The sequence below is a fragment of the Aliiroseovarius lamellibrachiae genome (assembly GCF_018599245.1).
Taxonomy (GTDB): domain Bacteria; phylum Pseudomonadota; class Alphaproteobacteria; order Rhodobacterales; family Rhodobacteraceae; genus Aliiroseovarius; species Aliiroseovarius lamellibrachiae.
The window spans coordinates 100,995-121,296 of record NZ_JAHEVJ010000008.1; the positions used below are offsets into that span (position 1 = coordinate 100,995).

The 20,302-nt window shown below is 57.0% G+C and carries 23 protein-coding genes and 1 tRNA gene; 13 read left to right on the forward strand and 11 right to left on the reverse strand.

Annotation, left to right across the window (positions count from 1 at the left end):
• The first annotated feature begins 39 nt into the window (after positions 1–39).
• The 3 genes from KKW20_RS14340 to KKW20_RS14350 all read left to right on the forward strand — a co-directional run bounded on the left by KKW20_RS14340 (position 40) and on the right by KKW20_RS14350 (position 2,938).
• Positions 40–990 carry an MBL fold metallo-hydrolase gene (locus KKW20_RS14340; RefSeq protein WP_214568591.1) on the forward strand — a complete coding sequence of 317 codons (951 nt, stop codon included), beginning with the start codon at positions 40–42 and terminating at the stop codon, positions 988–990.
• Positions 991–1,127: 137 nt separating this feature from the next.
• Positions 1,128–2,738, forward strand: a complete 1,611-nt coding sequence (locus KKW20_RS14345) for an FAD-dependent oxidoreductase (RefSeq protein ID WP_214568592.1) — start codon at positions 1,128–1,130, stop codon at positions 2,736–2,738.
• Between the two features lie 5 nt (positions 2,739–2,743).
• Entirely contained in the window at positions 2,744–2,938 is a 195-nt protein-coding gene (locus KKW20_RS14350; RefSeq protein ID WP_214568593.1) for a DUF2783 domain-containing protein, read from the forward strand.
• Between the two features lie 256 nt (positions 2,939–3,194).
• Here the strand turns inward: KKW20_RS14350 and KKW20_RS14355 are convergent, their stop codons facing one another.
• From KKW20_RS14355 to KKW20_RS14385, 7 genes are all read right to left on the reverse strand, one after another.
• Positions 3,195–4,253, reverse strand: coding sequence for a 2Fe-2S iron-sulfur cluster-binding protein (locus KKW20_RS14355; RefSeq protein ID WP_214568594.1), 1,059 nt, complete (start codon positions 4,251–4,253; stop codon positions 3,195–3,197).
• A gap of 9 nt (positions 4,254–4,262) precedes the next feature.
• Positions 4,263–4,748 carry a hypothetical protein gene (locus tag KKW20_RS14360; protein ID WP_214568595.1) on the reverse strand — a complete coding sequence of 162 codons (486 nt, stop codon included), beginning with the start codon at positions 4,746–4,748 and terminating at the stop codon, positions 4,263–4,265.
• Positions 4,745–5,632, reverse strand: coding sequence for an ABC transporter six-transmembrane domain-containing protein (locus KKW20_RS14365; protein WP_246534623.1), 888 nt, complete (start codon positions 5,630–5,632; stop codon positions 4,745–4,747). Before KKW20_RS14365 ends, KKW20_RS14360 begins: the two co-directional genes overlap by 4 nt.
• The gene (locus tag KKW20_RS14370; RefSeq protein WP_214568596.1) at positions 5,629–6,786 is read right to left on the reverse strand and encodes an aromatic ring-hydroxylating oxygenase subunit alpha; all 1,158 of its coding nucleotides are present in this window, start codon (positions 6,784–6,786) and stop codon (positions 5,629–5,631) included. The genes KKW20_RS14365 and KKW20_RS14370 overlap by 4 nt, the downstream gene beginning before the upstream one ends.
• A 9-nt stretch (positions 6,787–6,795) precedes the next feature.
• Entirely contained in the window at positions 6,796–7,059 is a 264-nt protein-coding gene (locus KKW20_RS14375; protein ID WP_214568597.1) for a hypothetical protein, read from the reverse strand.
• Positions 7,056–7,646 carry a TetR/AcrR family transcriptional regulator gene (locus tag KKW20_RS14380; protein ID WP_214568598.1) on the reverse strand — a complete coding sequence of 197 codons (591 nt, stop codon included), beginning with the start codon at positions 7,644–7,646 and terminating at the stop codon, positions 7,056–7,058. The genes KKW20_RS14375 and KKW20_RS14380 overlap by 4 nt, the downstream gene beginning before the upstream one ends.
• 389 nt (positions 7,647–8,035) lie before the next feature.
• Positions 8,036–8,689, reverse strand: a complete 654-nt coding sequence (locus tag KKW20_RS14385) for a peroxiredoxin (RefSeq protein ID WP_214568599.1) — start codon at positions 8,687–8,689, stop codon at positions 8,036–8,038.
• Between the two features lie 175 nt (positions 8,690–8,864).
• Between KKW20_RS14385 and KKW20_RS14390 the strand changes: the two genes are divergently transcribed.
• Positions 8,865–10,304, forward strand: coding sequence for an aldehyde dehydrogenase family protein (locus KKW20_RS14390; protein ID WP_214568600.1), 1,440 nt, complete (start codon positions 8,865–8,867; stop codon positions 10,302–10,304).
• A gap of 88 nt (positions 10,305–10,392) precedes the next feature.
• Here KKW20_RS14390 and KKW20_RS14395 read toward each other — a convergent pair whose 3' ends face one another.
• The 4 genes from KKW20_RS14395 to KKW20_RS14410 all read right to left on the reverse strand — a co-directional run bounded on the left by KKW20_RS14395 (position 10,393) and on the right by KKW20_RS14410 (position 13,202).
• On the reverse strand, positions 10,393–11,100 hold the full coding sequence (locus tag KKW20_RS14395) for a hypothetical protein (protein ID WP_214568601.1): 708 nt from the start codon (positions 11,098–11,100) through the stop codon (positions 10,393–10,395).
• A 72-nt stretch (positions 11,101–11,172) separates the two neighbouring features.
• The gene (locus KKW20_RS14400) at positions 11,173–12,294 is read right to left on the reverse strand and encodes a beta-ketoacyl-ACP synthase III (protein WP_214568602.1); all 1,122 of its coding nucleotides are present in this window, start codon (positions 12,292–12,294) and stop codon (positions 11,173–11,175) included.
• A 90-nt stretch (positions 12,295–12,384) separates the two neighbouring features.
• Positions 12,385–13,032 (reverse strand): RluA family pseudouridine synthase, encoded by a 648-nt coding sequence (locus KKW20_RS14405; protein WP_214568603.1) that lies wholly within the window; start codon positions 13,030–13,032, stop codon positions 12,385–12,387.
• A 94-nt stretch (positions 13,033–13,126) separates the two neighbouring features.
• Positions 13,127–13,202 (reverse strand) — tRNA-Lys (locus KKW20_RS14410).
• Positions 13,203–13,310: 108 nt separating this feature from the next.
• Between KKW20_RS14410 and dapF the strand changes: the two genes are divergently transcribed.
• The 9 genes from dapF (at position 13,311) to petB (ending at position 20,292) form a co-directional block, all read left to right on the forward strand.
• A complete protein-coding gene (gene dapF / locus KKW20_RS14415; RefSeq protein WP_214568604.1) occupies positions 13,311–14,144 on the forward strand; it encodes a diaminopimelate epimerase in 834 nt (277 codons plus the stop codon).
• Complete coding sequence (gene mtaB / locus KKW20_RS14420) at positions 14,145–15,407, forward strand: tRNA (N(6)-L-threonylcarbamoyladenosine(37)-C(2))-methylthiotransferase MtaB (protein WP_214568605.1); 1,263 nt, start codon at positions 14,145–14,147, stop codon at positions 15,405–15,407.
• 54 nt (positions 15,408–15,461) lie between these two features.
• Positions 15,462–16,079: an FMN-binding negative transcriptional regulator gene (locus tag KKW20_RS14425; protein ID WP_214568606.1), complete on the forward strand. Its 618-nt coding sequence runs from the start codon at positions 15,462–15,464 to the stop codon at positions 16,077–16,079.
• 58 nt (positions 16,080–16,137) lie between these two features.
• Complete coding sequence (locus tag KKW20_RS14430) at positions 16,138–16,416, forward strand: hypothetical protein (RefSeq protein ID WP_214568607.1); 279 nt, start codon at positions 16,138–16,140, stop codon at positions 16,414–16,416.
• A gap of 119 nt (positions 16,417–16,535) precedes the next feature.
• Positions 16,536–17,135, forward strand: coding sequence for a glutathione S-transferase (locus tag KKW20_RS14435; protein WP_214568608.1), 600 nt, complete (start codon positions 16,536–16,538; stop codon positions 17,133–17,135).
• Positions 17,136–17,225: 90 nt separating this feature from the next.
• Positions 17,226–17,552 carry a type II toxin-antitoxin system TacA family antitoxin gene (locus tag KKW20_RS14440; RefSeq protein ID WP_214568609.1) on the forward strand — a complete coding sequence of 109 codons (327 nt, stop codon included), beginning with the start codon at positions 17,226–17,228 and terminating at the stop codon, positions 17,550–17,552.
• Entirely contained in the window at positions 17,545–18,075 is a 531-nt protein-coding gene (locus KKW20_RS14445) for a GNAT family N-acetyltransferase (protein WP_214568610.1), read from the forward strand. The genes KKW20_RS14440 and KKW20_RS14445 overlap by 8 nt, the downstream gene beginning before the upstream one ends.
• A gap of 328 nt (positions 18,076–18,403) precedes the next feature.
• On the forward strand, positions 18,404–18,967 hold the full coding sequence (gene petA / locus KKW20_RS14450; RefSeq protein ID WP_214568611.1) for a ubiquinol-cytochrome c reductase iron-sulfur subunit: 564 nt from the start codon (positions 18,404–18,406) through the stop codon (positions 18,965–18,967).
• 11 nt (positions 18,968–18,978) lie between these two features.
• On the forward strand, positions 18,979–20,292 hold the full coding sequence (petB, locus tag KKW20_RS14455) for a cytochrome b (protein ID WP_214568612.1): 1,314 nt from the start codon (positions 18,979–18,981) through the stop codon (positions 20,290–20,292).
• Positions 20,293–20,302: the final 10 nt, after the last annotated feature.

Here is a 20,302-nt window from a genome sequence, read left to right on the forward strand (position 1 = left end):
CATATTATGATGCCCGCATCCACGAAGGAAAACCCGACCATGGCAAAAGCTTTTGCATCCCAAGGTGACATGACAGAAAAGAAAATCACCTTTAGCGAAGTGGGCAAAGATATCTATGCCTTCACCGCCGAGGGCGACCCAAACTCAGGCGTGATCATTGGCGACGACAGCGTGATGATCGTCGAGGCGCAGGCCACCCCGCGTCTGGCAAACAAAGTCATCGAATGCGTGCGGTCTGTGACCGACAAACCAATTTCACACGTCGTTCTCACCCACTATCATGCGGTGCGCGTGCTTGGGGCCTCTGCCTTTGGCGCCGATCAAATCATCATGGGCGACGCGGCCCGCGCGATGGTTGTGGAACGCGGCCAGGAAGATTGGGACAGCGAGTTTCAACGCTTTCCGCGCCTGTTCGAAGGGTACGAATCCATCCCCGGCCTGACCTATCCGACCACCACATTCTCGGACGATATGACCGTGTACCTCGGCAATCGTCGCATCGACCTGATGCACCTTGGCCGCGCCCACACAGCAGGCGACATCGTGATCCATGTGCCCGATGAAAACGTGATGTTCACCGGTGACATCGTTGAATACCACTCGGCTTGCTATTGCGGCGACGGACACTTCAGCGACTGGGGCGAAACGCTTGACAACATCGCCTCCTTCGATGTGGATGCCATCGCGCCGGGTCGTGGCGACGCCCTTGTCGGCAAAGATATGGTCAACGCCGCGATTGAAAACACCCGCGATTTTGTCGAAAGCACCTATCGCCCCGCCGCCCGCGTGGCCGCCCGCAACGGCACCCTGAAAGAAGCCTGGGACGCCGTGCGCGCCGAATGCGATCCAAAGTTCGGCGACTACGCCATCTATGAACACTGCCTGCCCTTCAACGTCGCCCGCGCCTTTGACGAAGCCCGCGGCATCGACACCCCCCGCATCTGGACCGCCCAGCGCGATATCGAAATGTGGGAGGCCTTGCAGGGCTAAGTCAGACAAACCGGCCTTTTCCTCTTTCTGGAAATATCCCCGCCGGAGGCATCTGACATCACACCAAACACCAGCGCCTGCCCCTTGGGCGCTGGCACCGCCAAACCGCGCCACACCGCCCGTCGGAGGAGGACCAAATGACCAAGATCTTTGAAACCCCGCTTTACGCATACAAGCGCAGCAAGGACCAAGGGGCAGGTGCCCCCATCCGGCACAAAGTGGTGATTATCGGCGCAGGGCCTGTGGGCCTCGCGATGGGCATTGACCTTGCGCAAGAGGGCATCGAAACGGTCATTATTGATGACAACGACAAGGTTTCCTTCGGATCACGCGCGATCTGCTTTGCCAAACGTCCGCTGGAAATCCTCGACCGACTCGGCTGCGGCCAGCCGATGGTCGACAAGGGTGTCGAATGGGATGTGGGCAAGGTCTTCTTTGACGACCGCGAAGTCTATAAGTTTGACCTGCTTCCAGAAGAAGGCCACCAACGCCCCGCCTTCGTCAACCTTCAGCAGTATTATTTCGAAGAATACCTGGTGAACCGCGTGCGCGAGCTGGAAGCCGCCGGTGCCCCAATCGAGATCCGCGGTGGAAATAAAGTCACCGCCATTGGCACCCATGACGACCACGTCACATTGGAAATCGACACCCAAGAAGGGTCCTATAACCTCGAAGCCGAGTGGCTGATCCCCTGTGACGGCGCCGGGTCCCCCACCCGCAAAATGCTCGGCCTCGATTTTGTCGGCCGCGTGTTCGAAGACAACTTCCTGATTGCCGACGTGATCATGGAGGCTGACTTCCCGACCGAACGCTGGTTCTGGTTTGATCCGCCCTTTAACAAAGGCCAATCCGCGCTGTTGCACAAACAGCCCGACGGCGTGTGGCGCATTGATCTTCAATTGGGTTGGGACATCGACAAAGAAGAAGAGAAAAAGCCCGAAAACGTCATCCCGCGCCTTAAGGCGATGCTGGGTGACGATGTCCAGTTTGAGCTGGAGTGGGTCTCGATCTACACCTTCCAATGTCGCCGCATGGAAGCATTCCGCCACGGTCGCGTGATGTTCGCAGGCGACGCCGCACACCAAGTGTCGCCCTTTGGCGCACGGGGTGCAAACTCCGGCCTGCAAGACACAGATAACCTCGCGTGGAAACTGAAACTGGTGATGGAGGGCAAAGCCCCCGACAGCCTGCTTGACAGCTATAACGCCGAACGCGTGCATGGGGCTGAGGAAAACATCCTGAACTCGTCACGTTCCACCGACTTCATCACCCCAAAATCCGAGATGAGCCGCCTGCTGCGCGACGCGGTGCTGGACTTGTCCGAGCATCACGAATTTGCGCGCCCCTTGGTGAACTCCGGCCGTCTGTCCGTGCCCTGCACCTATGATGGCTCGCCGCTGAATTCATCAGACGCGCTGGACGGCCCAGCCCGGACCCGACCCGGATCCGCCTGTCCTGATGTCCCCTTGGGGGATGACTATCTACTGCCGAAACTTGGCGGAAAATTCACCCTTCTGACCATCGACGCCGATGCGCCCGACATGGTGGAAGAAGACGGGATTACCGTTGCCCGGCTTGCGCTTTCTGTGAAAGACGACAAATCCGGTGCGCTCAAAGCCCGCTATATGGGGGATGCCACGTCTGCTGTCTATTTGATCCGCCCCGATCAGCATGTGGCCGCACGCCGCCCCAACTATGACGACAACCTGTTTCGCGCCGCCATCCGCCGCGCAACTGGCAAGGAGTAAGCGATATGACTGATCTGATCCTGACCCCAAATATCGACGGTGCCGATGATTTCTACGCCGAGCTTCTGACCGCGCATGACGGTCTGTCAAAAGAAGACAGCGATGCGTTAAACGCCCGGCTTGTGTTGGTTTTGGCAAACCACATTGGCGATCGAAAGGCGATTTCGCAGGCCATTAAAACCGCCAAGCTTGGGCGGTAAGACCCCCAGGCATTCAAACACCCCCGCCCATGCGATGATGCATTCGCACGGATGGGACACGGATGAAATTCCGCTCTTTTGCGCATCTGTGGGCGGCTCTGAAAACAAGACGCTGCGTTACATCCAAAACCTGTATCGCAGCGTCTTTCTCTGGCCAAAAACCAAGAACCATTTTGAGGGACACGAGACCACCCGCGCTGGTGCGAGGTCGCTTTCGTTGCCCTGCCCCACTTTACCTTGATGTTTGGCCGTAATCTCAGGCTTTGAACTGAACGACCAACCGGTCGGCAACAGCAACGCTCTGGCACGTTAAGATGTCGCCTTGGTCAATGTCGCTGTCCTCTAACGCCATCCGAGCGCGCATATGAACTTTTCCCTCGGTCAAGCGGGCCTTGCACGCACCACACACGCCAGATTGACAGCTGAAAGGCGGGGCCAGACCGGCCGCGCGGATGGCCTCCAAAATTGTTTGCCCCTTTGCGACAGGCACGTCGTGCGTGGTGCCGTTCAGGATGACCTGTGCTGTGGCGGCGGTGCCCTCGATGCTGGTGTCTTGCGTGTCCGCCCCGCCAAAGCTTTCCATGTGGATGCGCGCCTCAGGTACATCCACCCCCATCAGCGCGGCCTTCACGTCTTGGTTCATTGTTCCGGGGCCGCATATCCAGTACTGGACATCTTGCGCGACTGGCGGCGTTTCCGACAAAGCCGCCTTGACCACCCCGGCATCCACCCTACCCTTGTGCCAAGGTTTGAACCACGACCAGATCGACGGCGCCGACAACACATGGCGCAGCGTGAACCGGTCGGGATGGGCCTTGGCCAAAGTCTCCAGTTCGTCTTTGAACAGAATGCTGTCAGCATCCATATTGCCATAGATCAGATGCGCGACCGAGTGCGGCTCGTCAGCCAGCACAGCATTGATCATTGCAAACAATGGGGTGATCCCGCTACCGGCACCAAAGAACATATGTGTCCGGCGCAGGCGCGCATCCGGCGACAGGCAAAACCCGCCAAACGGCGCCATCACATCAAGCGTGTCACCGACCCGCAGCCCCTCCGCCATGTGGTTGGACACGACGCCCTTTGCAACCCGCTTCACCGTAATGCGCAAACCCGCGACAGGTGGGTTTGAAATGGTGTAACAGCGCCGATGTTCTGCCCCATCAATTGTGACGCGCAGGGTCAGATGCTGACCAGCGGTCCACCGAAAAACCTGTTTCAATTCCGGTGGCACGTCGAAGGTTACGCTTGTGGCCGCGCCGCCGATTTCGGGCGTTATGTTGGCGACGATCAGGGGGTAAAAGATGCGGGTCATGACATGTCCTCAACGATAGTCATAGGTTGTTTCAAGCCCAAGGATCACCAAGGCTCCTAGGTGCGATGCGACGCGGAATCGATCCGTTCTATTCATTTTCCCTGTTCGCCCACCCCAAGTGTAATTCACCCGACTTTTCGCGGTAATGACCGTGGCCGCGCCGACGGTTTCCGACGACAATTTGGGCGCGTTGGCTGTGGTTTCTGTGTAACCCTTCATCGCCTCGGCAAAAGCAGGGTCCAATCGCCAGTCCGGCAAGGTTTCCCAGTCAGCGACGGCATAGGTGATGTGATCATCGGGCTGCCCCATGCCATATTTTATGGTGATGCGATGCTCTGCGTCAGGATGCCAATCACGCCAATTTGCAGCGCGTGTGGTTTCATTGGTGGCGGCAAAATAGCGATTTGCCAAGTCCAGGGGCGTGTCCCTCGGAGCGGAAACCGCAAGGCCCGTGGCCAGCGCAATACCTGTAAATGTTGCATAAATGCGTTTCATATCTCGTCTTTCACTTGGTTGATGCGCCCGGTGATTTCGGACAAGCGCGAAAACGCTTGAAGGGTCATCGGCAGGATCAGCGCGCTTTCCACGAAATCCCAGCTATAGGTGACAATCGAAAAAACCTTGCCGGCTGTGATGTCAATTTCCTGCGTGGCAAACCACAGGTTGAACATGACCAGCCCGACCAAAGCGGTAAAAATCAGGCCGTAAACCAGACCCTCTGTGTCCGACAGGCGGACCTCTGACTTTCGCAGAGACAACAGATGCGCGCCGAGACGAGGGAGCGAGTGGGTTTCCAGGATGCCAACCTGTTTTTCGGTCTGCGTGTTCAGCGCCCGGTTCAGCCGAAAGAAACGGCGATGCGCCATTCCATAGATTGCCAGCATCACCGCGAACGCCCCGACTGCGACCAGGGCCAGCGTTGTGTGAAATGTCGCCAGAATGACCACAGCCGCCGCGGCGCGGATCAGCGCAGTCATGCTTTCCGGCGCCTCCGTTTCCAGGAAATCCACCAGTTCACGGCCCATATCCAACCGCGCGTTCAGGCGTGACACCGGCACGTTCGGCGAGCGGCTCGCCAACGCCTTTCCCAACTCAACCCGCATGATGCCATAGGCGCGCGTGTCATACAGACGGCGCAGCGTACCCAACACGATTAATGCGCCCAGCGCGCCCCCCAGCTGCCAGAACGCCGTGAAATCGCCGCCCAACAATCCGTCGATCGCATACCCGATCAACAATGGGATCAATGCCAGCACTGCGACCTCAACCAAAGTCATGGCCCAGGTCACGCCGAGCTGCGGCCAGAACGCAGCGAACAGGCCGCGCAGGGTCAAGGGCTTCCCGTCTATCAATGACACTCGGCGTTGGGAGATATTCATTCGTCTTGGCTTTTCATGAATTCAAGGATCGCCTTTTGGTGGTTCACAATCGGGCTTTCCCCAACCGCCGCGGGGCCAATTTCCAGATAGGGGCTTTCCAGCGACTTCTGCTGTTGTTCACAGGCATAAATATCCTCTGCTGTGAAATCGCCCGACGCCATAGGGTCATCTTCCCCGGTAACGTCGTCGCCTTGGTATTTTCCGCCACCGAACCCCTTCCAGAAATTCCAGCTGCTCCACCCTTGTTTGGTAAAATCCCAGCTGGACGTATTGGCCAGCTTGGTGCGGTTTTCGATCCGCGTCAGGTTTGGGCCCAGCGGTGTGATGACAAAGATGTTCCAACTGTCTTCAGAGGCGCCCAGCCCAAGGCCCGGAAACAGCATCGGCACCCAAGCGCCAACATGCGGTTCCGGAATGACGCGGGGCGTGGGAAGGTTTGCCTCCAGATCCTTGCCGTAATCCTGCGCGGGCGGCTCCCAGAAATGGTAATGCGGCCCCTTCCAGCCAAATTCAGCACGCGCGTGGTCATACATATGCAGCGTGTTCGAATGCAGGTGGCTCAGGTGATAGACGTCGATGTAATTCTCGACCACAATCTTCCAGTTCGCCTTGATCTCATAGCTCTGGCGCGCCTCCGGGTATTCGACCAGCTCCTCTGGCTTATGTGGGCCAAGATCAGCATCAACCGCCCCGAACCACTCGCCCAAAGACGGCGGGGTCGGGTGGGGATGCACAAACAGCATGCCCCGCCAGATATCAACAGCCGCGGGCTTCAACCCAAGGCATTTTTTGTCGATGCCGTCGGGGTATTCCGTCGCCTCGTCCGGGACCGAGATCAGGTTGCCCTCAAGGTCATAGGTCCAGTCATGATAGGGGCAAGTCAGCGCCTTTTGCGTCTTGCCGACAGCGCGGATCAATTGCGTGCCACGGTGGCGGCAAATATTGTGAAACGCGCGCAACCGGTGGTCGCGGCCCATCACGATAAAGATGTTGTTCAACCCGGCCTGAACCGAGATGAAATGCCCCGGCTCCGGCACATCCTCGACCAGTCCGGCGTAACGCCAGCTGCGCGAAAAAATCAGTTTCTGTTCGCGGTCAAACCAATCTTGCGAGGTATAAGCCTCAACCGGCATTTCGTGATACATACGTGTCATATCAAATCCTTACACAAGCCAAATTGCATAGGCGGGGAACAGGTTGGCGGCGATCATCATCAGGCCAAACAGCGCCCATAAAATTGCGACAATCCAAAATAGGATCGGATCTTCGTCACGGGTGACATCAAACACCAACGCGGTCTGACCAGTCATGATCGTTGGCACCAGCCACCACAGAAAAAGCAGCCCCCAGACCCAATAAAGGCCCATCACTGCCGCGATCAAAAGGATCGGCAGGGCGACATAGTTGATAACGCGCGTGTTGCTCATTGTTCAGACTCCAGTGAGGCGGCAAGCATGGCGGCCGCCTGTTTCATTTCACTCTGCCATTCTGCGGGAGGGGTCAGAGGCGACATGGCATCCAAAGTCACATAGGACGCGGCGATGCCTTGGGTTACGGCGCGAATATGTGCCCGTGTTGCGGTCGGCGCGGCCCGGGTCAGCACGTTTTCGATGACAGCCAGAAATCGTGTCATACTGTTCAAAAGGGGCACGCGCATCTCAGGGTGATCGCCGGTCGCCGTCACCAGCGCCTGATAGGCCAGCATCATGCGCGGATCGTTGCCCGTGGCATCGTCAAACAGCAGCTCGATCAGATCCCTGGGGGTTCCATCTTCCGTTAACGCTTCAGACAGAGCATCCGTGGTCACGGCAAATCCGTCGACCACATAGGCGGTCAACGCCGTCAACATCTGATCGCGGTTGCCAAGATAATGGCGCAGCAGCGGCCGCTTGATCCCGGCTTCGGTGGCGATGCGCTGTTGCGTCGCGCCTTCAAGGCCGAAGCGGGCAACACAGGTCAGATACGCATCAAGGATCTGTTCGGATCGTTCATCTTTCAGGCTCGGACGTGGCATGGCACCCTCGTTGTTTGTCACAGTTGACAAATAACGCCCGAAAATAGATTGTCAATAGTGACAATCTATAAGATTGAATCCATGATGCCGAAGACCTACTCCTTGGTCCGTCCAACCCCACGTTCGGAATCTACCGCACCAAAGGCGCCGCCCGAATGCGGGATGTCCCGCGCCCACAGGCGGGCTGACACGCAAGCCGGTGGCCGTTATCTGGGTGAGCATATTCTATGGTCGTGACGAAATCCTTATCGTGGATCTGCTGATTGACGAGAAAGGATTCCCGCGCCATTCGGCACTCACCGCCGCTTTTCCTCGCCGCCATAAAAAAACGCGCAACACTTGCTGTCGCGCGTTTTGAAATCTTTCTGTCCCCTTAACGGGTGCGAGGATCAGCTCGGGTCTTTGGCAAAGCGCAGATACGGCAGCTTGATGTCAAGCGCGCCAAACTGTGCCGTCGCCGCGTCATCATCCAGCGCCAAGCCAACAATCACATCCTGACCGGGTTGCCAGTTGGCAGGGGCCGCCAATGGTTTTCCATCTGTCATTTGCAACGCATCCAGCGCGCGTAAGACCTCGGCAAAGTTGCGGCCCACCGTCATCGGATAGGTCATCGACAGGCGCAGTTTCTTGTCTGGGCCAATGATGAACACCGAACGAACCGTTGCGCTGTCAGCAGGCGTGCGACCATCGGGCAAATAGGCGTCCGCAGGCAGCATATCAAAGGCTTTTGACACAGCCAGATCTTCGTCCGCGATAATTGGGAACCCGGCGGTGGTTCCGGCAACATTTTCGATATCCGACTTCCAACCCTTGTGGTCCTCAACCCCATCCACGGACAGGCCAATCACCTTGGTGCCACGTTTTGCCCATTCATCCGCCAGTTGGGCGACGGCGCCAAATTCGGTGGTGCAAACGGGCGTGTAATCCTTTGGATGCGAAAACAAGATCGCATAGCTGTCACCGATCCAATCGTGGAACGTGATCTCGCCTTGATAAGTCATTGCGGTGAAATTCGGTACGGTTTCGTTGATCCGAAGGCCCATTTTATGGCTCCCTTTCCTAAATTGCTTGCCCCTAAGGTACGCCTGATTTGACGATTTGTAAGATGGGGGGTTGATTTCTTCACAAAATAATTTGATCAAATTGCAAAAGCCGGGGGTTGCGCCCGCCAAATCGCGGTGCCAAAGTGCCCGCAAATCCGTCCAAGGAGTCAGTAATATGATTGAGAAACGCGACTTTTATATCAATGGCCAGTGGGTAGCCCCAGCAACACCCAACGACTGCAACGTCATCGATCCGTCGACAGAAGAGGTTTGCGCGGTGATTTCACTGGGCGGCCAAGCCGACACAGACGCCGCCGTCGCCGCCGCCAAATCCGCCTTTGGAACCTGGGGGTTCACCCCCAAGGCCGAACGTCTGGAACTGATCAAGACCATCAACGAGGTTTATGGCAAGCGCGCCGAGGATTTGGCCCAAGCGATGAGCCTTGAAATGGGCGCACCAATTGATCTGGCCCGCAGCAGCCAAGTGGGCGCAGGCAGCTGGCACATCTCAAACTTCATCAAAGCGTTTGAAAACTTTGAATTCGACCGCATGTTGGGCACCCACGCCCCCAATGACCGCATTCTTTACGAACCCATCGGCGTGGCCGCCTTGATCACCCCGTGGAACTGGCCGATGAACCAGGTGTCGCTGAAGGTTGTGGCCGCATTGGCCGCCGGCTGCACCATGGTTTTGAAACCGTCCGAGGTCTCGCCGCTGTCGTCCATCGTCTGGTCCGAAATCATGGACGAGGCCGGCGTTCCCGCGGGCGTTTACAATATGATCAATGGCGACGGCGTGGGTGTGGGATCACAACTGACCAGCCATAAAGACGTGGATATGGTCAGCTTTACCGGATCCACCCGCGCAGGCATCGCGATTTCCAAAGCCGCTGCCGATACGCTGAAACGTGTGTCGCTGGAGCTGGGCGGCAAGGGTGCCAACATCATCTTTGACGACGCTGATGACAAAGCCGTGGTGCGCGGCGTGCGTCACATGATGCAAAACACCGGCCAAAGCTGTAACGCCCCCTCGCGCATGTTGGTGCAGCGCGGCGTTTACGATCAAGCCGTTGAAATTGCACGCGAAACGGCCGAAAAGACCTCCGTGGATGTCGCTTCCAAAGAAGGGCGTCACATTGGCCCCGTGGTGTCTGAACTTCAGTGGGGTAAAATTCAGGACCTGATCCAAGTGGGCATCGACGAAGGCGCCCGCCTGATCGCCGGGGGCACCGGACGACCCGATGGGTTGAACAAAGGCTTTTTCGTCAAACCCACCGTCTTTGCCGATGTGAACAACCAAATGACCATCGCACGAGAAGAGATCTTTGGCCCGGTGATGGCGATGATCCCGTTTGACACCGAAGAAGAGGCGGTCGAGATCGCCAATGACACGGTCTATGGCCTGACCAACTATGTCCAAACCCAAGACGGCGCGCGCGCCAACCGGGTGGCCCGTCAGATGCGGTCCGGCATGGTGGAAATGAACGGCACATCCCGCGCGGCTGGCTCACCTTTTGGGGGCTACAAACAGTCCGGCAACGGGCGCGAAGGCGGCGAACTGGGGATCGAAGATTTCCTCGAAGTGAAAGCCGTGTCGGGTTGGTCAAACGACTGATCTAAGGCGCTAGAAACACGAAAGGGCTCGCAAATTGCGGGCCCTTTTCGTTTTTCCGCCATGTTGCAAGGTCAAGCGCGGCACCGCGTCACCCGCCCCAGAGATACACGATCAACGGCAGGGGCGCGACGGCGATGAGCACGCTGACAAAATAGCGACACAATCCATAAAGCCCTGACATTCCTGCAAGAAACGCCAGCCCGCCGCCGCCGCCCAGCACCGAATTGCCGGGCAGATTAAGTAATAGAACGAGCAGAACATAACGGTTGCGCAAAAGGGTCGCGCCCAACCGGCCACGGCGCGTTCCCCAAAGGGGGCTGTCATCGGTGAGTTGCGCCATGACATAATCCGCCCGCTCGTGCGGTGGCACCAATCCAAGCGCGGCCACAAAAGCCGCCGCCCGGCGCATATGCATCCAGGCCAACAGGCGCGCGAAGCGGTTCGGGGAAACAAACCGCGCAACGCAAAAGGATAGCATCAGAGCGCCGACCATGCCGGTGAATGAAATGATCGCCGCCGGTTTCCCGAATAACAGCAAAAGCGCAAAACCCAGCTCGGCCCCCGGCACAAACGGGATCGCCGCCGCCAGAATATAAACAACCACCGCCAGCACCATCATCCGGTGCATCGCGGCCACATCGGTGACGGTCCCGTCCGGCGCGATCAGCCCCTGCAGGGCGTAGCCTGCCCCCCATCCCAGTCCGATAAGCACGAGGTAGAACATAATCGCGCGGCGGGCGGACCAGAGGGTCATTAGAAATGCTCGCATCGGATCACCGCCGTTTCTGCCGGTCATGATAGCACAAAGCGATCATCTGTCCGAGGAACTTGTGCGCCAAAAGCGCCTTGTGCGGGCGGGTCCTGCGGATCAACCGCGCCGCACCACCACAGATCCAACCGAATAACCTGCCCCAAACGAGCAGATCACACCGGTATCCCCCGGTGCCAAATCATCCGAGTATTTTGAAAACGCGATGATTGACCCAGCGGAGGATGTGTTGGCGTAATCCTGTAGGATGTTCGGCTGTTCGCCTTCTTCCGGCACACGACCCAGCACTTTTTTCCCGATGAAATCATTCATGGTTTTATTGGCTTGGTGCAGCCACAACCGGGTCAGATCGTCGGGTGAAATCTCCAGCTCTGCCAAATGCCCAAGGATGTGTTTGGACACAATTGGCAGCACCTCTTTGAACACTTTGCGGCCGTTTTGCATGAACTGCATGTCGCGCTGATCGCCCATCGCGCCTTCATAGGTGCGGCGCAGAAAACCGTTGTTGTTGCGGATATTGTTGGAGAATTGCGTCAGGCATTTGGTGCCAAGGATTTCAAAATGATCACCTTTGGCATCCTCTTTGCGTTCAATCACCGTGGCCGTTGCCACGTCGCCAAAAATGAAATGACAATCGCGGTCGCGCCATTCTAAGTGGGCCGAGCAAATCTCTGGGTTGACCACCAGCGCCTTTTTCACCGACCCCGACCGGATCATGTCAGCCGCGGCCTGAATGCCAAAGGTGGCCGAGGAACAGGCGACATTCATATCAAAGCCAAAACCACCCGCGCCCAGCGCCTGTTGGATCTCAATCGCGATCGCCGGATAGGCGCGTTCGTGGTTTGAGGCGGCACAGATCACGAGGTCAATCTCCCCCGCCGATACACCCGCCTTGGCCAGTGCTTTGTTGCACGCATCCACCGCCATTTCGGTCATAATACCCGGCTGATCATCATCCCGCTTGGGAAACAAGGGATGCATGACCGCGGGGTCCAACACGCCGGATTTATTCATCACGTAACGCTGATGAATGCCCGAAGCATTGACGATAAAGTCTTCGTTCGAATGGCCCACCGGCTCCATCTTACCCGCCGCGATGGCATCGGCGTTTTCCGCGTTCACCCGGTCGGCATAGGCGTTGAAGGCCACCACCAATTCCGCGTTGGTGATAACCTCTTGTGGGGTGAAAACCCCGGTGCCGGTGATGACGGGCTGGAACATGCTTTGGCCTCCTGCAATGTCGGAACACTCAAGCAAATAAGGGCGCAAAGGGCAAGGCAGGTGACGTTAAGTCACCCTAAGCGGAGCAGGTTAGAATGGCACCTTGGCGCGAAAATTCATGCCACGCCCCCCATCCGGGTGGCGCAGGCGCAGACTTTCGGCATGTAACATCAAGCGCGGCGCATCGCGCGCTTCACCCTTGGCATAAAACGGATCGCCCAAAATCGGATGGCCCAGCGCCAACATATGCACGCGGAGCTGATGGCTGCGGCCGGTTTTCGGGAACAGGCGCACGCGCGTATTGCCCCCCTCAAACCGCATCACTTTCCAATCGGTAAGCGCCTGTTTGCCGGTCTCATGGTTCACATGCTGAAGCGGGCGATTGGGCCAGTCGACGATCAAAGGCAGGTCGACCGTGCCTTCTTTTTCCGCCATCTCACCCCAAACCCGCGCCACATAGGTCTTTTTCATCTGCCGCTTTTCAAACTGCAAACCAAGATGCCGCTGTGCGTGCGGGGTCAGCGCAAACACCATCACACCCGATGTGTCGCGATCCAGCCGATGCACCAAAAGCGCCTCAGGAAACACCGCCTGAATACGCGCAATCAAACAATCCGCCAGCTCCGGCCCCTTGCCCGGCACGGACAACAGCCCAGCCGGCTTGTCCACAACCAGCAATTCGTGGTCATGGTGCAGAATCACCAAAGGATCATTCGGGGGGGTATACGCGCTGCTCATCCCGGCCAACTAGCGGGCGCAGGCGCCGCAAACAAGTGTTTTAGGGGCTAAAAAGCACAAAACCCCAAGCGATTGCTCGGGGTTTTGGTGAAAGTGGTGAGCCGTGATGGGTTCGAACCATCGACCTACTGATTAAAAGTCAGTTGCTCTACCAGCTGAGCTAACGGCCCACTCTCTGTTGGCGGGTTCTAGTGTTGCCACCCCTAGGGGTCAACCCAAAAAACGCATAAAAACACGATCTCTGGCAAAACCTTTGCGAAAGGTCTATATCGCGCAATATGGAACATGTGAACACAGATGAGAACATCCACTTCATGAAGTGGCACGGCGCGGGAAATGACTTTGTCATGATTGATTCTCGTGGCCGAGAGGCTGTGGTCACACGCGCTTTGGCGGCACGCCTTGGGGATCGCAATCGCGGGGTTGGGTTTGACCAATTGGCCGAGATCCGAACCTCCGACGCCGCTGACATTGATCTGGATTTCTGGAACGCGGATGGGTCGCGCGCCGGGGCCTGTGGCAATGCCACCCGATGCGTTGCACGCTATATGATGGACCAGACCGGCAAGACCACCCTGACCATTCGCACCGCGCGCGGCATTCTTGAGGCCCGCGAAGATGGGGATGAGGTCTGCATCAACATGGGACAACCACAGACGCATTGGTCTGAGGTGCCGCTTTCCAAGGACGTCGACACCGCACATCTGCCCATCAAAGGTGACCCGGTCGCTGTGGGCATGGGCAATCCCCATTGCGTGTTTTTTGTCGATGACGCTGACAGCGTGGACGTGGCGGGCGTTGGCCCGACCATAGAAACCCACCCGCTGTTTCCCGAACAAACCAATGTGGAATTTGCCACCATCCGCTCGCGCAGTGACGTTCGTATGCGCGTCTGGGAACGGGGCACAGGCATCACGCTTGCCTGCGGATCCGGCGCCTGCGCCACCGCTGTTGCGGCCCACCAACGGGGCCTGACCGACGCCAAGATGCGGATGGAACTGGACGGTGGCTGGCTGACCCTTGATATCCGCGACGATGGCGTCTGGATGACCGGCCCCACCGCTTTTGTGTACGCGGGCCAATTGACCCCCGCCTTTCTTAAGAGCCTGTAAATGAACGCCAAACCGCCCGTCTTTGCGACCATGGGCTGTCGCCTGAATGCCTATGAAACCGAAGCCATGAAACGGCTGGCGGCCGAGGCTGGCGTTGAGGGCGCGGTGGTGATCAACACCTGCGCGGTGACGGCGGAAGCGGTGCGAAAATCCCGTCAGGAGATCCGCAAACTGCGCCGCGACAACCCGGACGCCAAGCTGATCGTCACCGGATGTGCCGCCCAAACCGAACCGGAAACCTTTGCCGCAATGGGCGAGGTCGACGCGGTGATTGGCAATGGCGAAAAGATGTCGCCAGAAACCTGGGCCGGGCTGGCCCCTGATCTGATCGGCCAGACCGAACGCGTGCAGGTCAACGACATCATGTCGGTGACTGAGACCGCCAGCCACCTGATTGACGGCTTTGGCACAAGGTCGCGCGCCTATGTTCAGGTGCAAAATGGCTGTGATCACCGCTGTACCTTTTGTATCATCCCCTACGGCCGTGGAAACTCGCGTTCCGTACCTGCGGGTGTGGTGGTCGATCAGATCAAACGCCTTGTGGGTAAGGGGTTTAACGAGGTTGTGCTGACCGGCGTAGACCTGACCAGCTGGGGTGATGATCTGCCCGCGAAACCGCGCCTTGGCGATCTGGTAATGCGCATTTTGAAACTGGTGCCCGACCTGCCGCGCCTGCGGATTTCGTCGATCGACAGTATTGAGGCCGACGACAACCTGATGATGGCCATCGCCACCGAACCGCGCCTGATGCCGCATCTGCATCTGTCCCTGCAACACGGCGACGACCTGATCCTGAAACGGATGAAACGCCGCCATTTGCGCGACGACGCGATTGCCTTTTGTGAAGAGGCGAAACGCCTGCGTCCGGGCATGACCTTTGGCGCCGATATCATCGCGGGGTTTCCAACTGAGACCGACGAACACTTCGCCAACTCCTTGAAATTAGTGGAAGATTGCAGCCTGACATGGCTGCACGTCTTTCCCTATTCCAAACGCGAAGGCACCCCGGCGGCAAAGATCCCCACGCAGGTCAACGGCAACATTATCAAGGACCGCGCGGCCCAATTGCGCGCCCTTGGCGATGCCGCCGTCACCCGCCACCTGACCGCACAAATCGGCCAATCCCATAATATCCTGATGGAAAATGCGTTGATGGGCCGGACCGAGCATTTTGCCGAAGTCAAGTTCTCCACGCCTCAAATTGAAGGCGAAATCGTGATCGCGACCCCAACGAAGTCACTGGACGGCCAGCTGATTGTCTGATCCTGTAGACCGATTGATACAAGGTTAAGTTGCAACGAGTCGCACGAGGTCGCCATGCACCCGAATCCCAGTTTTAGAAATGTCGCAGATGCGGCCAGCCTTCGCTTTGCCCAGACCCGTAGTTTTGGGGTGATCAGCGTGAACGGATCGGTTGGTCCTGTGATGGCCCATCTTCCGTTTTTGTTGAATGATAACGGCAAGATAGCCGACATGCACCTTGTCCGCTCCAACAAGATTTCAACATTGTTGACCCAACCCCTGCCGGCCACTTTGGCGGTGTCTGGCCCCGATGGCTATGTCTCGCCGGATTGGTACGGGGCCGACGATCAGGTGCCGACGTGGAACTATGTCGCGGTGCATTTGCGCGGCCATCTTGAGGCGCTGCCGGATGAGGATTTGCGCGATATTTTAGAGCGTCAAAGCAACGCCTATGAGGCGCGCACCCAAGGCAAAGCCCCGTGGACGCTGGACAAGCTGACGGATGAGACATACGCCCGGATGGCGCGCATGATCCGCCCTGCTCGGTTGCATATTGAACGGGTCGAAAGCACATGGAAACTTGGGCAAAATAAAGGGGTTAGCGCCCGTTTGGCCGCCTCGGAACAGCTGGACAACGGCTTTGGACACGAGCTGCAATCGCTTGCCGAGATGATGCGCAATCCCCCCGAATAAGTGGACATTTGCCCGCAGCGTTCCTACATTTAAGTCAGGACACGTAAAGGAGGATCCCATGGCTTTGCCCCTTGCCCCCATCGCCGCTGTTGCCCTGCGCTATGGCACTGTGGCTATGGCCACCTATGCCCTTGCACGCACAGTCGAAAAAGGCCGTCGGGACCAACGGGTTGAGGATGCTTTGGACGATATTGACGAAGGTATCACCACCCGTCGTGACCCGGAACAAGTCAACGCCACCGCGCGCATCATTCGCACCATCCGGTTGGGAAATACCGGCCCTGGCGTGGAAATTGACCTGACCAGCCTGACCCGAATTCGCTTTCGAAAACTGTAAACACTTTACAGTTTCAAATCCGCAAACTTTAAACTGTTTAAAGGTCTGAATCCGGAAACTTTAAACTGTTTAAAGGCCCAAAACGCAAAACTTTAAAGTTTTTACAGACCGGACATACCATGAAACTGATCTCTTCCCCCGCATCGCCTTTTGCGCGCAAAGTCAAAATCCAATTGCTGGAAACCGGCCAAGAGGATGTGGCGATCGACGAGGTGATGTCGACGCCAACCGCGCCCAATCCAGAGCTGACGGCGGCCAATCCGATGTCGAAAATTCCCGCCCTCATCCGGCCTGATGGTTGCACGCTTTATGACAGCCGGGTGATCACGCGGTTTCTGGACGCGCGCTCGGGTGCTGACATGTACCCGGACAGTCGCATTTGGGAAGTGCTGACGCTGGAGGCGACGGGCGATGCGATCATGGATGCGGGCGTGCTGATGGTTTATGAGAATCGCTGCCGACCTGAGGATATGCAATTTGGCGGCTGGATGGACGCACAATGGGGCAAGATCGAAGGCGCGCTGGACGCGCTGAACACCCGTTGGATGAGCCACCTTGCCGGGCCTTTGGATATGGGGCAGATCGCCGTGGGCTGCGCGCTTGGATACCTCGATTTCCGCCATGACGACCGCGGCTGGCGCGTGGGGCGCGATGCGCTGGACGATTGGTTCGCGGTGTTTTCACAGCGTGAGAGTTTTGTGGCGACGAAGCCGGGGTGAGGGGGACGTTCTTATAGTTCATAAATCTCGAATAAATTTTCTCTAGCAACGAAATATTGACACGTACATTCATTGTACGTACATTTATCCATGGAGTGGAGAGAGAAGATGATACAAATCGCAGATTATACTGCGTCTTTGCGCGAGAGTAAGAGTGTGCGCAAAGACCTAAGAATGAAGCCTTCCGTAGTCGCAGCCATTGAACGCGCTTCAACCTGTGTCGGAATGGATACAAGCACCTTTATTGCATCCGCAGCTTATGATGCGGCTCAAAAAGTTGAGAAGGCACAATTTCGAACCTCTTTGAGCGACGAAGACTTCGATACATTTGCGAGTGCCGTCGATCGGCCTGGTCGCCGAAATGAGGCATTAGGGCATTTACTTAAGTTACGGAGCGAGCTCCTTACAGATGACTGAGACAAAGTATGTAGTGCAAAAATTTGAAAAAGCCCTGCATGATCGCGGGGCTTTTTCTTGTGGCATCCCAGAAATGGACAAATGGTTTAAGACCTCGATCTCCCAACAAATAAAGGACTATAGGGTTCGAGTATGGTGCGCAGTCGACACGGAAAAAAAAGTCGTGGGCTTCTATGCTTTGAATGCACACGCCATTGAACCTAGCGAAGCTACCGCACTAGCCAAAAAAAGTGACCGAAACCCAATACCAGTTATTTACCTAGTAGCAATTGCAACCGACGTAACCGCTCGGGGTGCAAATCTTGGGAGTGCTCTTATGGGACATGCTCTCGAAAAGGCGCTGAGTATATCGAAAGAGCTGGGAACTGCAGCAGTAGTTCTTGATGTTTTGGAAGATGAAAACTTTCAAAGGCGCAAAGATTTTTACGAGAGGTTGGGCTTTGCAAAAATCGACCCAGAGAACGAAAAACGCTTCTTCTTATCAATGAAAGACATTGCAGCAGAGTTTGTGGCCACCGCGTGAACTTGCGCTCCACCGAACCAAGTGTATCCCAGCGTGACCGATCGCCGCGCGCGCGTGACTTGAGCAATGTCATGACACCCGGCGCAAATATCGGCAGAATCACCCGAAAATCAGGGAAAAACCCACGCATCATTCAGACTGTCAGCGCCATCAACCGGGGGCATTAGTGTATTTTCTGCACATCAACCGGTTGAAAAGCCGCCCCTGCGCCCTAATGACGTCTGGACTGGGGCGCGATCCTTGGCTAAACAGCCGCGAAGCGGGCCGCATTTATGCGGTCTCAAGTCGTGTTGGTCGCCTTAAGCGGCCCAGCTAAGGAGATGCTCACGTGTCACACGCCGACGACCATAAAGGAACCCGCCGGGATTTCCTTTATTATGCAACAGGTGGCGCCGCAGCCGTTACGACCGGTGTAGCGGTTTGGCCCCTCGTCAACCAAATGAACCCTTCTGCCGATGTGCGGGCGCAAAGCTCGATCCGCGTTGATGTCGCTGACATCGTTGTGGGCAGCCAGATCACTGTGAAGTGGCTGGGCAAGCCGGTGTTTATTCGCCGCCGCACGGAAGAAGAGATTGCACAGGCGCGCGCCGACAATGACGCCGCGCTGGTGGATCATCTGGCCCGCAACGACAACCTCGATGCGACGTTGTCAGCGGATGACCAGAACCGCGCGATGGATGACACCGGCGAATGGCTGGTGATGATGGGTGTGTGTACGCACCTTGGCTGTGTGCCATTGGGCGACGGGTCGGGTGATTTTGGTGGCTGGTACTGTCCCTGCCACGGGTCACATTACGACACATCTGGCCGGATTCGCAAAGGTCCGGCACCACGGAACCTTCCGGTTCCGGTTGCAGAATTTGTCGACGAAACAACGATCAAACTCGGATAAGGGAGGCGTAAATGTCTGGAATTCCGCACGATCACTACGAACCCAGCTCGGGTTTCGGTAAGTGGATGCACAAGCGCCTGCCTGTTATTGGTCTGGCCTATGACACCTTGATGGTGCCCACCCCCAAGAACCTGAACTGGTGGTGGATCTGGGGCATCGTTTTGGCGTTCTGCCTGGCGTTGCAAATTGTCACCGGTATCATTCTGGCGATGCATTATACCCCGCATGTTGATATGGCGTTCGCGTCGGTTGAACATATTATGCGTGACGTGAATGGCGGCCCTATGCTGCGTTATGTTCATGCCAACGGCGCATCAATGTTCTTTGTGGCAGTGTATGTTCACATCTTCCGCGGGTTGTTTTACGGGTCATACAAGGCGCCGCGCGAAGTCACATGGATCATCGGTATGCTGATCTATCTGATGATGATGGGCACAGGCTTTATGGGTTATGTTTTGCCTTGGGGTCAGATGTCATTCTGGGGGGCCACCGTTATTACCGGCCTGTTCGGGGCGATCCCATTGATTGGTGAGCCGATCCAAACGCTGCTTTTGGGCGGACCAGCTGTGGACAATGCCACGCTGAACCGTTTCTTCTCGTTGCACTATCTTCTGCCCTTCGTGATTGCCGCTCTTGTGGCGCTGCACATCTGGGCGTTCCACCACACGGGCAACAACAACCCAACTGGTGTAGAAGTGCGTCGCGGGTCGAAAGAAGAAGCCGAGAAAGACACCCTGCCGTTCTGGCCATACTTCGTGATCAAAGATCTCGTGGGCCTGGGCATGGTTCTGATCGCGTTCTTCGCCATCGTTGGCTTTATGCCGAACTTCCTTGGCCATCCCGACAACTATATCGAAGCGAACCCGCTGGCGACCCCGGCACACATCGTTCCTGAATGGTACTTCTTGCCGTTCTACGCGATCTTGCGGGCGTTCACAGCCGATGTTTGGGCGGTGCAATTTGCCTCCTTCATCACCGGTGGCATCGTCGACGCCAAATTCTTTGGTGTGCTTGCGATGTTCGGCGCGATTGCCGTGATGGCACTGGCCCCCTGGACCGACACCTCGTCTGTTCGTTCGGGTGCCTACCGCCCCGCCTTCAAATGGTGGTTCCGTCTGCTTCTGATCGACTTTGTCGTTCTGATGTGGGTCGGGGCCCGTGACACGAATTTCCCGCATGACTGGATTTCGCTGATCGGCGCCACCTATTGGTTCGCATACTTCCTCGTTGTCCTGCCGCTTTTGGGTCTGTTTGAGAAACCCCAAACGCCGCCGGCCTCTATCGAAGAAGATTTCAAAGCCCACTATCCCGGCGCAGCCGAGTGAGAGGATCTAG

What these genes read in the sequence shown, in the direction of transcription:
- KKW20_RS14440 (WP_214568609.1), top strand. Translation starts at nt 17,226, where the DNA reads ATGGAGTGGAGAGAGAAGATGATACAAATCGCAGATTATACTGCGTCT.
- KKW20_RS14350 (WP_214568593.1), top strand. Translation starts at nt 2,744, where the DNA reads ATGACTGATCTGATCCTGACCCCAAATATCGACGGTGCCGATGATTTC.
- KKW20_RS14395 (WP_214568601.1), bottom strand. Translation starts at nt 11,100, where the DNA reads ATGACCGGCAGAAACGGCGGTGATCCGATGCGAGCATTTCTAATGACC.
- KKW20_RS14355 (WP_214568594.1), bottom strand. Translation starts at nt 4,253, where the DNA reads ATGACCCGCATCTTTTACCCCCTGATCGTCGCCAACATAACGCCCGAA.
- KKW20_RS14385 (WP_214568599.1), bottom strand. Translation starts at nt 8,689, where the DNA reads ATGGGCCTTCGGATCAACGAAACCGTACCGAATTTCACCGCAATGACT.
- KKW20_RS14445 (WP_214568610.1), top strand. Translation starts at nt 17,545, where the DNA reads ATGACTGAGACAAAGTATGTAGTGCAAAAATTTGAAAAAGCCCTGCAT.
- KKW20_RS14375 (WP_214568597.1), bottom strand. Translation starts at nt 7,059, where the DNA reads ATGAGCAACACGCGCGTTATCAACTATGTCGCCCTGCCGATCCTTTTG.
- KKW20_RS14345 (WP_214568592.1), top strand. Translation starts at nt 1,128, where the DNA reads ATGACCAAGATCTTTGAAACCCCGCTTTACGCATACAAGCGCAGCAAG.
- KKW20_RS14425 (WP_214568606.1), top strand. Translation starts at nt 15,462, where the DNA reads ATGCACCCGAATCCCAGTTTTAGAAATGTCGCAGATGCGGCCAGCCTT.
- KKW20_RS14340 (WP_214568591.1), top strand. Translation starts at nt 40, where the DNA reads ATGGCAAAAGCTTTTGCATCCCAAGGTGACATGACAGAAAAGAAAATC.
- petB (WP_214568612.1), top strand. Translation starts at nt 18,979, where the DNA reads ATGTCTGGAATTCCGCACGATCACTACGAACCCAGCTCGGGTTTCGGT.
- KKW20_RS14365 (WP_246534623.1), bottom strand. Translation starts at nt 5,632, where the DNA reads ATGAATATCTCCCAACGCCGAGTGTCATTGATAGACGGGAAGCCCTTG.
- dapF (WP_214568604.1), top strand. Translation starts at nt 13,311, where the DNA reads ATGGAACATGTGAACACAGATGAGAACATCCACTTCATGAAGTGGCAC.
- KKW20_RS14400 (WP_214568602.1), bottom strand. Translation starts at nt 12,294, where the DNA reads ATGTTCCAGCCCGTCATCACCGGCACCGGGGTTTTCACCCCACAAGAG.
- KKW20_RS14370 (WP_214568596.1), bottom strand. Translation starts at nt 6,786, where the DNA reads ATGACACGTATGTATCACGAAATGCCGGTTGAGGCTTATACCTCGCAA.
- KKW20_RS14360 (WP_214568595.1), bottom strand. Translation starts at nt 4,748, where the DNA reads ATGAAACGCATTTATGCAACATTTACAGGTATTGCGCTGGCCACGGGC.
- KKW20_RS14405 (WP_214568603.1), bottom strand. Translation starts at nt 13,032, where the DNA reads ATGAGCAGCGCGTATACCCCCCCGAATGATCCTTTGGTGATTCTGCAC.
- KKW20_RS14380 (WP_214568598.1), bottom strand. Translation starts at nt 7,646, where the DNA reads ATGCCACGTCCGAGCCTGAAAGATGAACGATCCGAACAGATCCTTGAT.
- KKW20_RS14435 (WP_214568608.1), top strand. Translation starts at nt 16,536, where the DNA reads ATGAAACTGATCTCTTCCCCCGCATCGCCTTTTGCGCGCAAAGTCAAA.
- KKW20_RS14390 (WP_214568600.1), top strand. Translation starts at nt 8,865, where the DNA reads ATGATTGAGAAACGCGACTTTTATATCAATGGCCAGTGGGTAGCCCCA.
- KKW20_RS14430 (WP_214568607.1), top strand. Translation starts at nt 16,138, where the DNA reads ATGGCTTTGCCCCTTGCCCCCATCGCCGCTGTTGCCCTGCGCTATGGC.
- mtaB (WP_214568605.1), top strand. Translation starts at nt 14,145, where the DNA reads ATGAACGCCAAACCGCCCGTCTTTGCGACCATGGGCTGTCGCCTGAAT.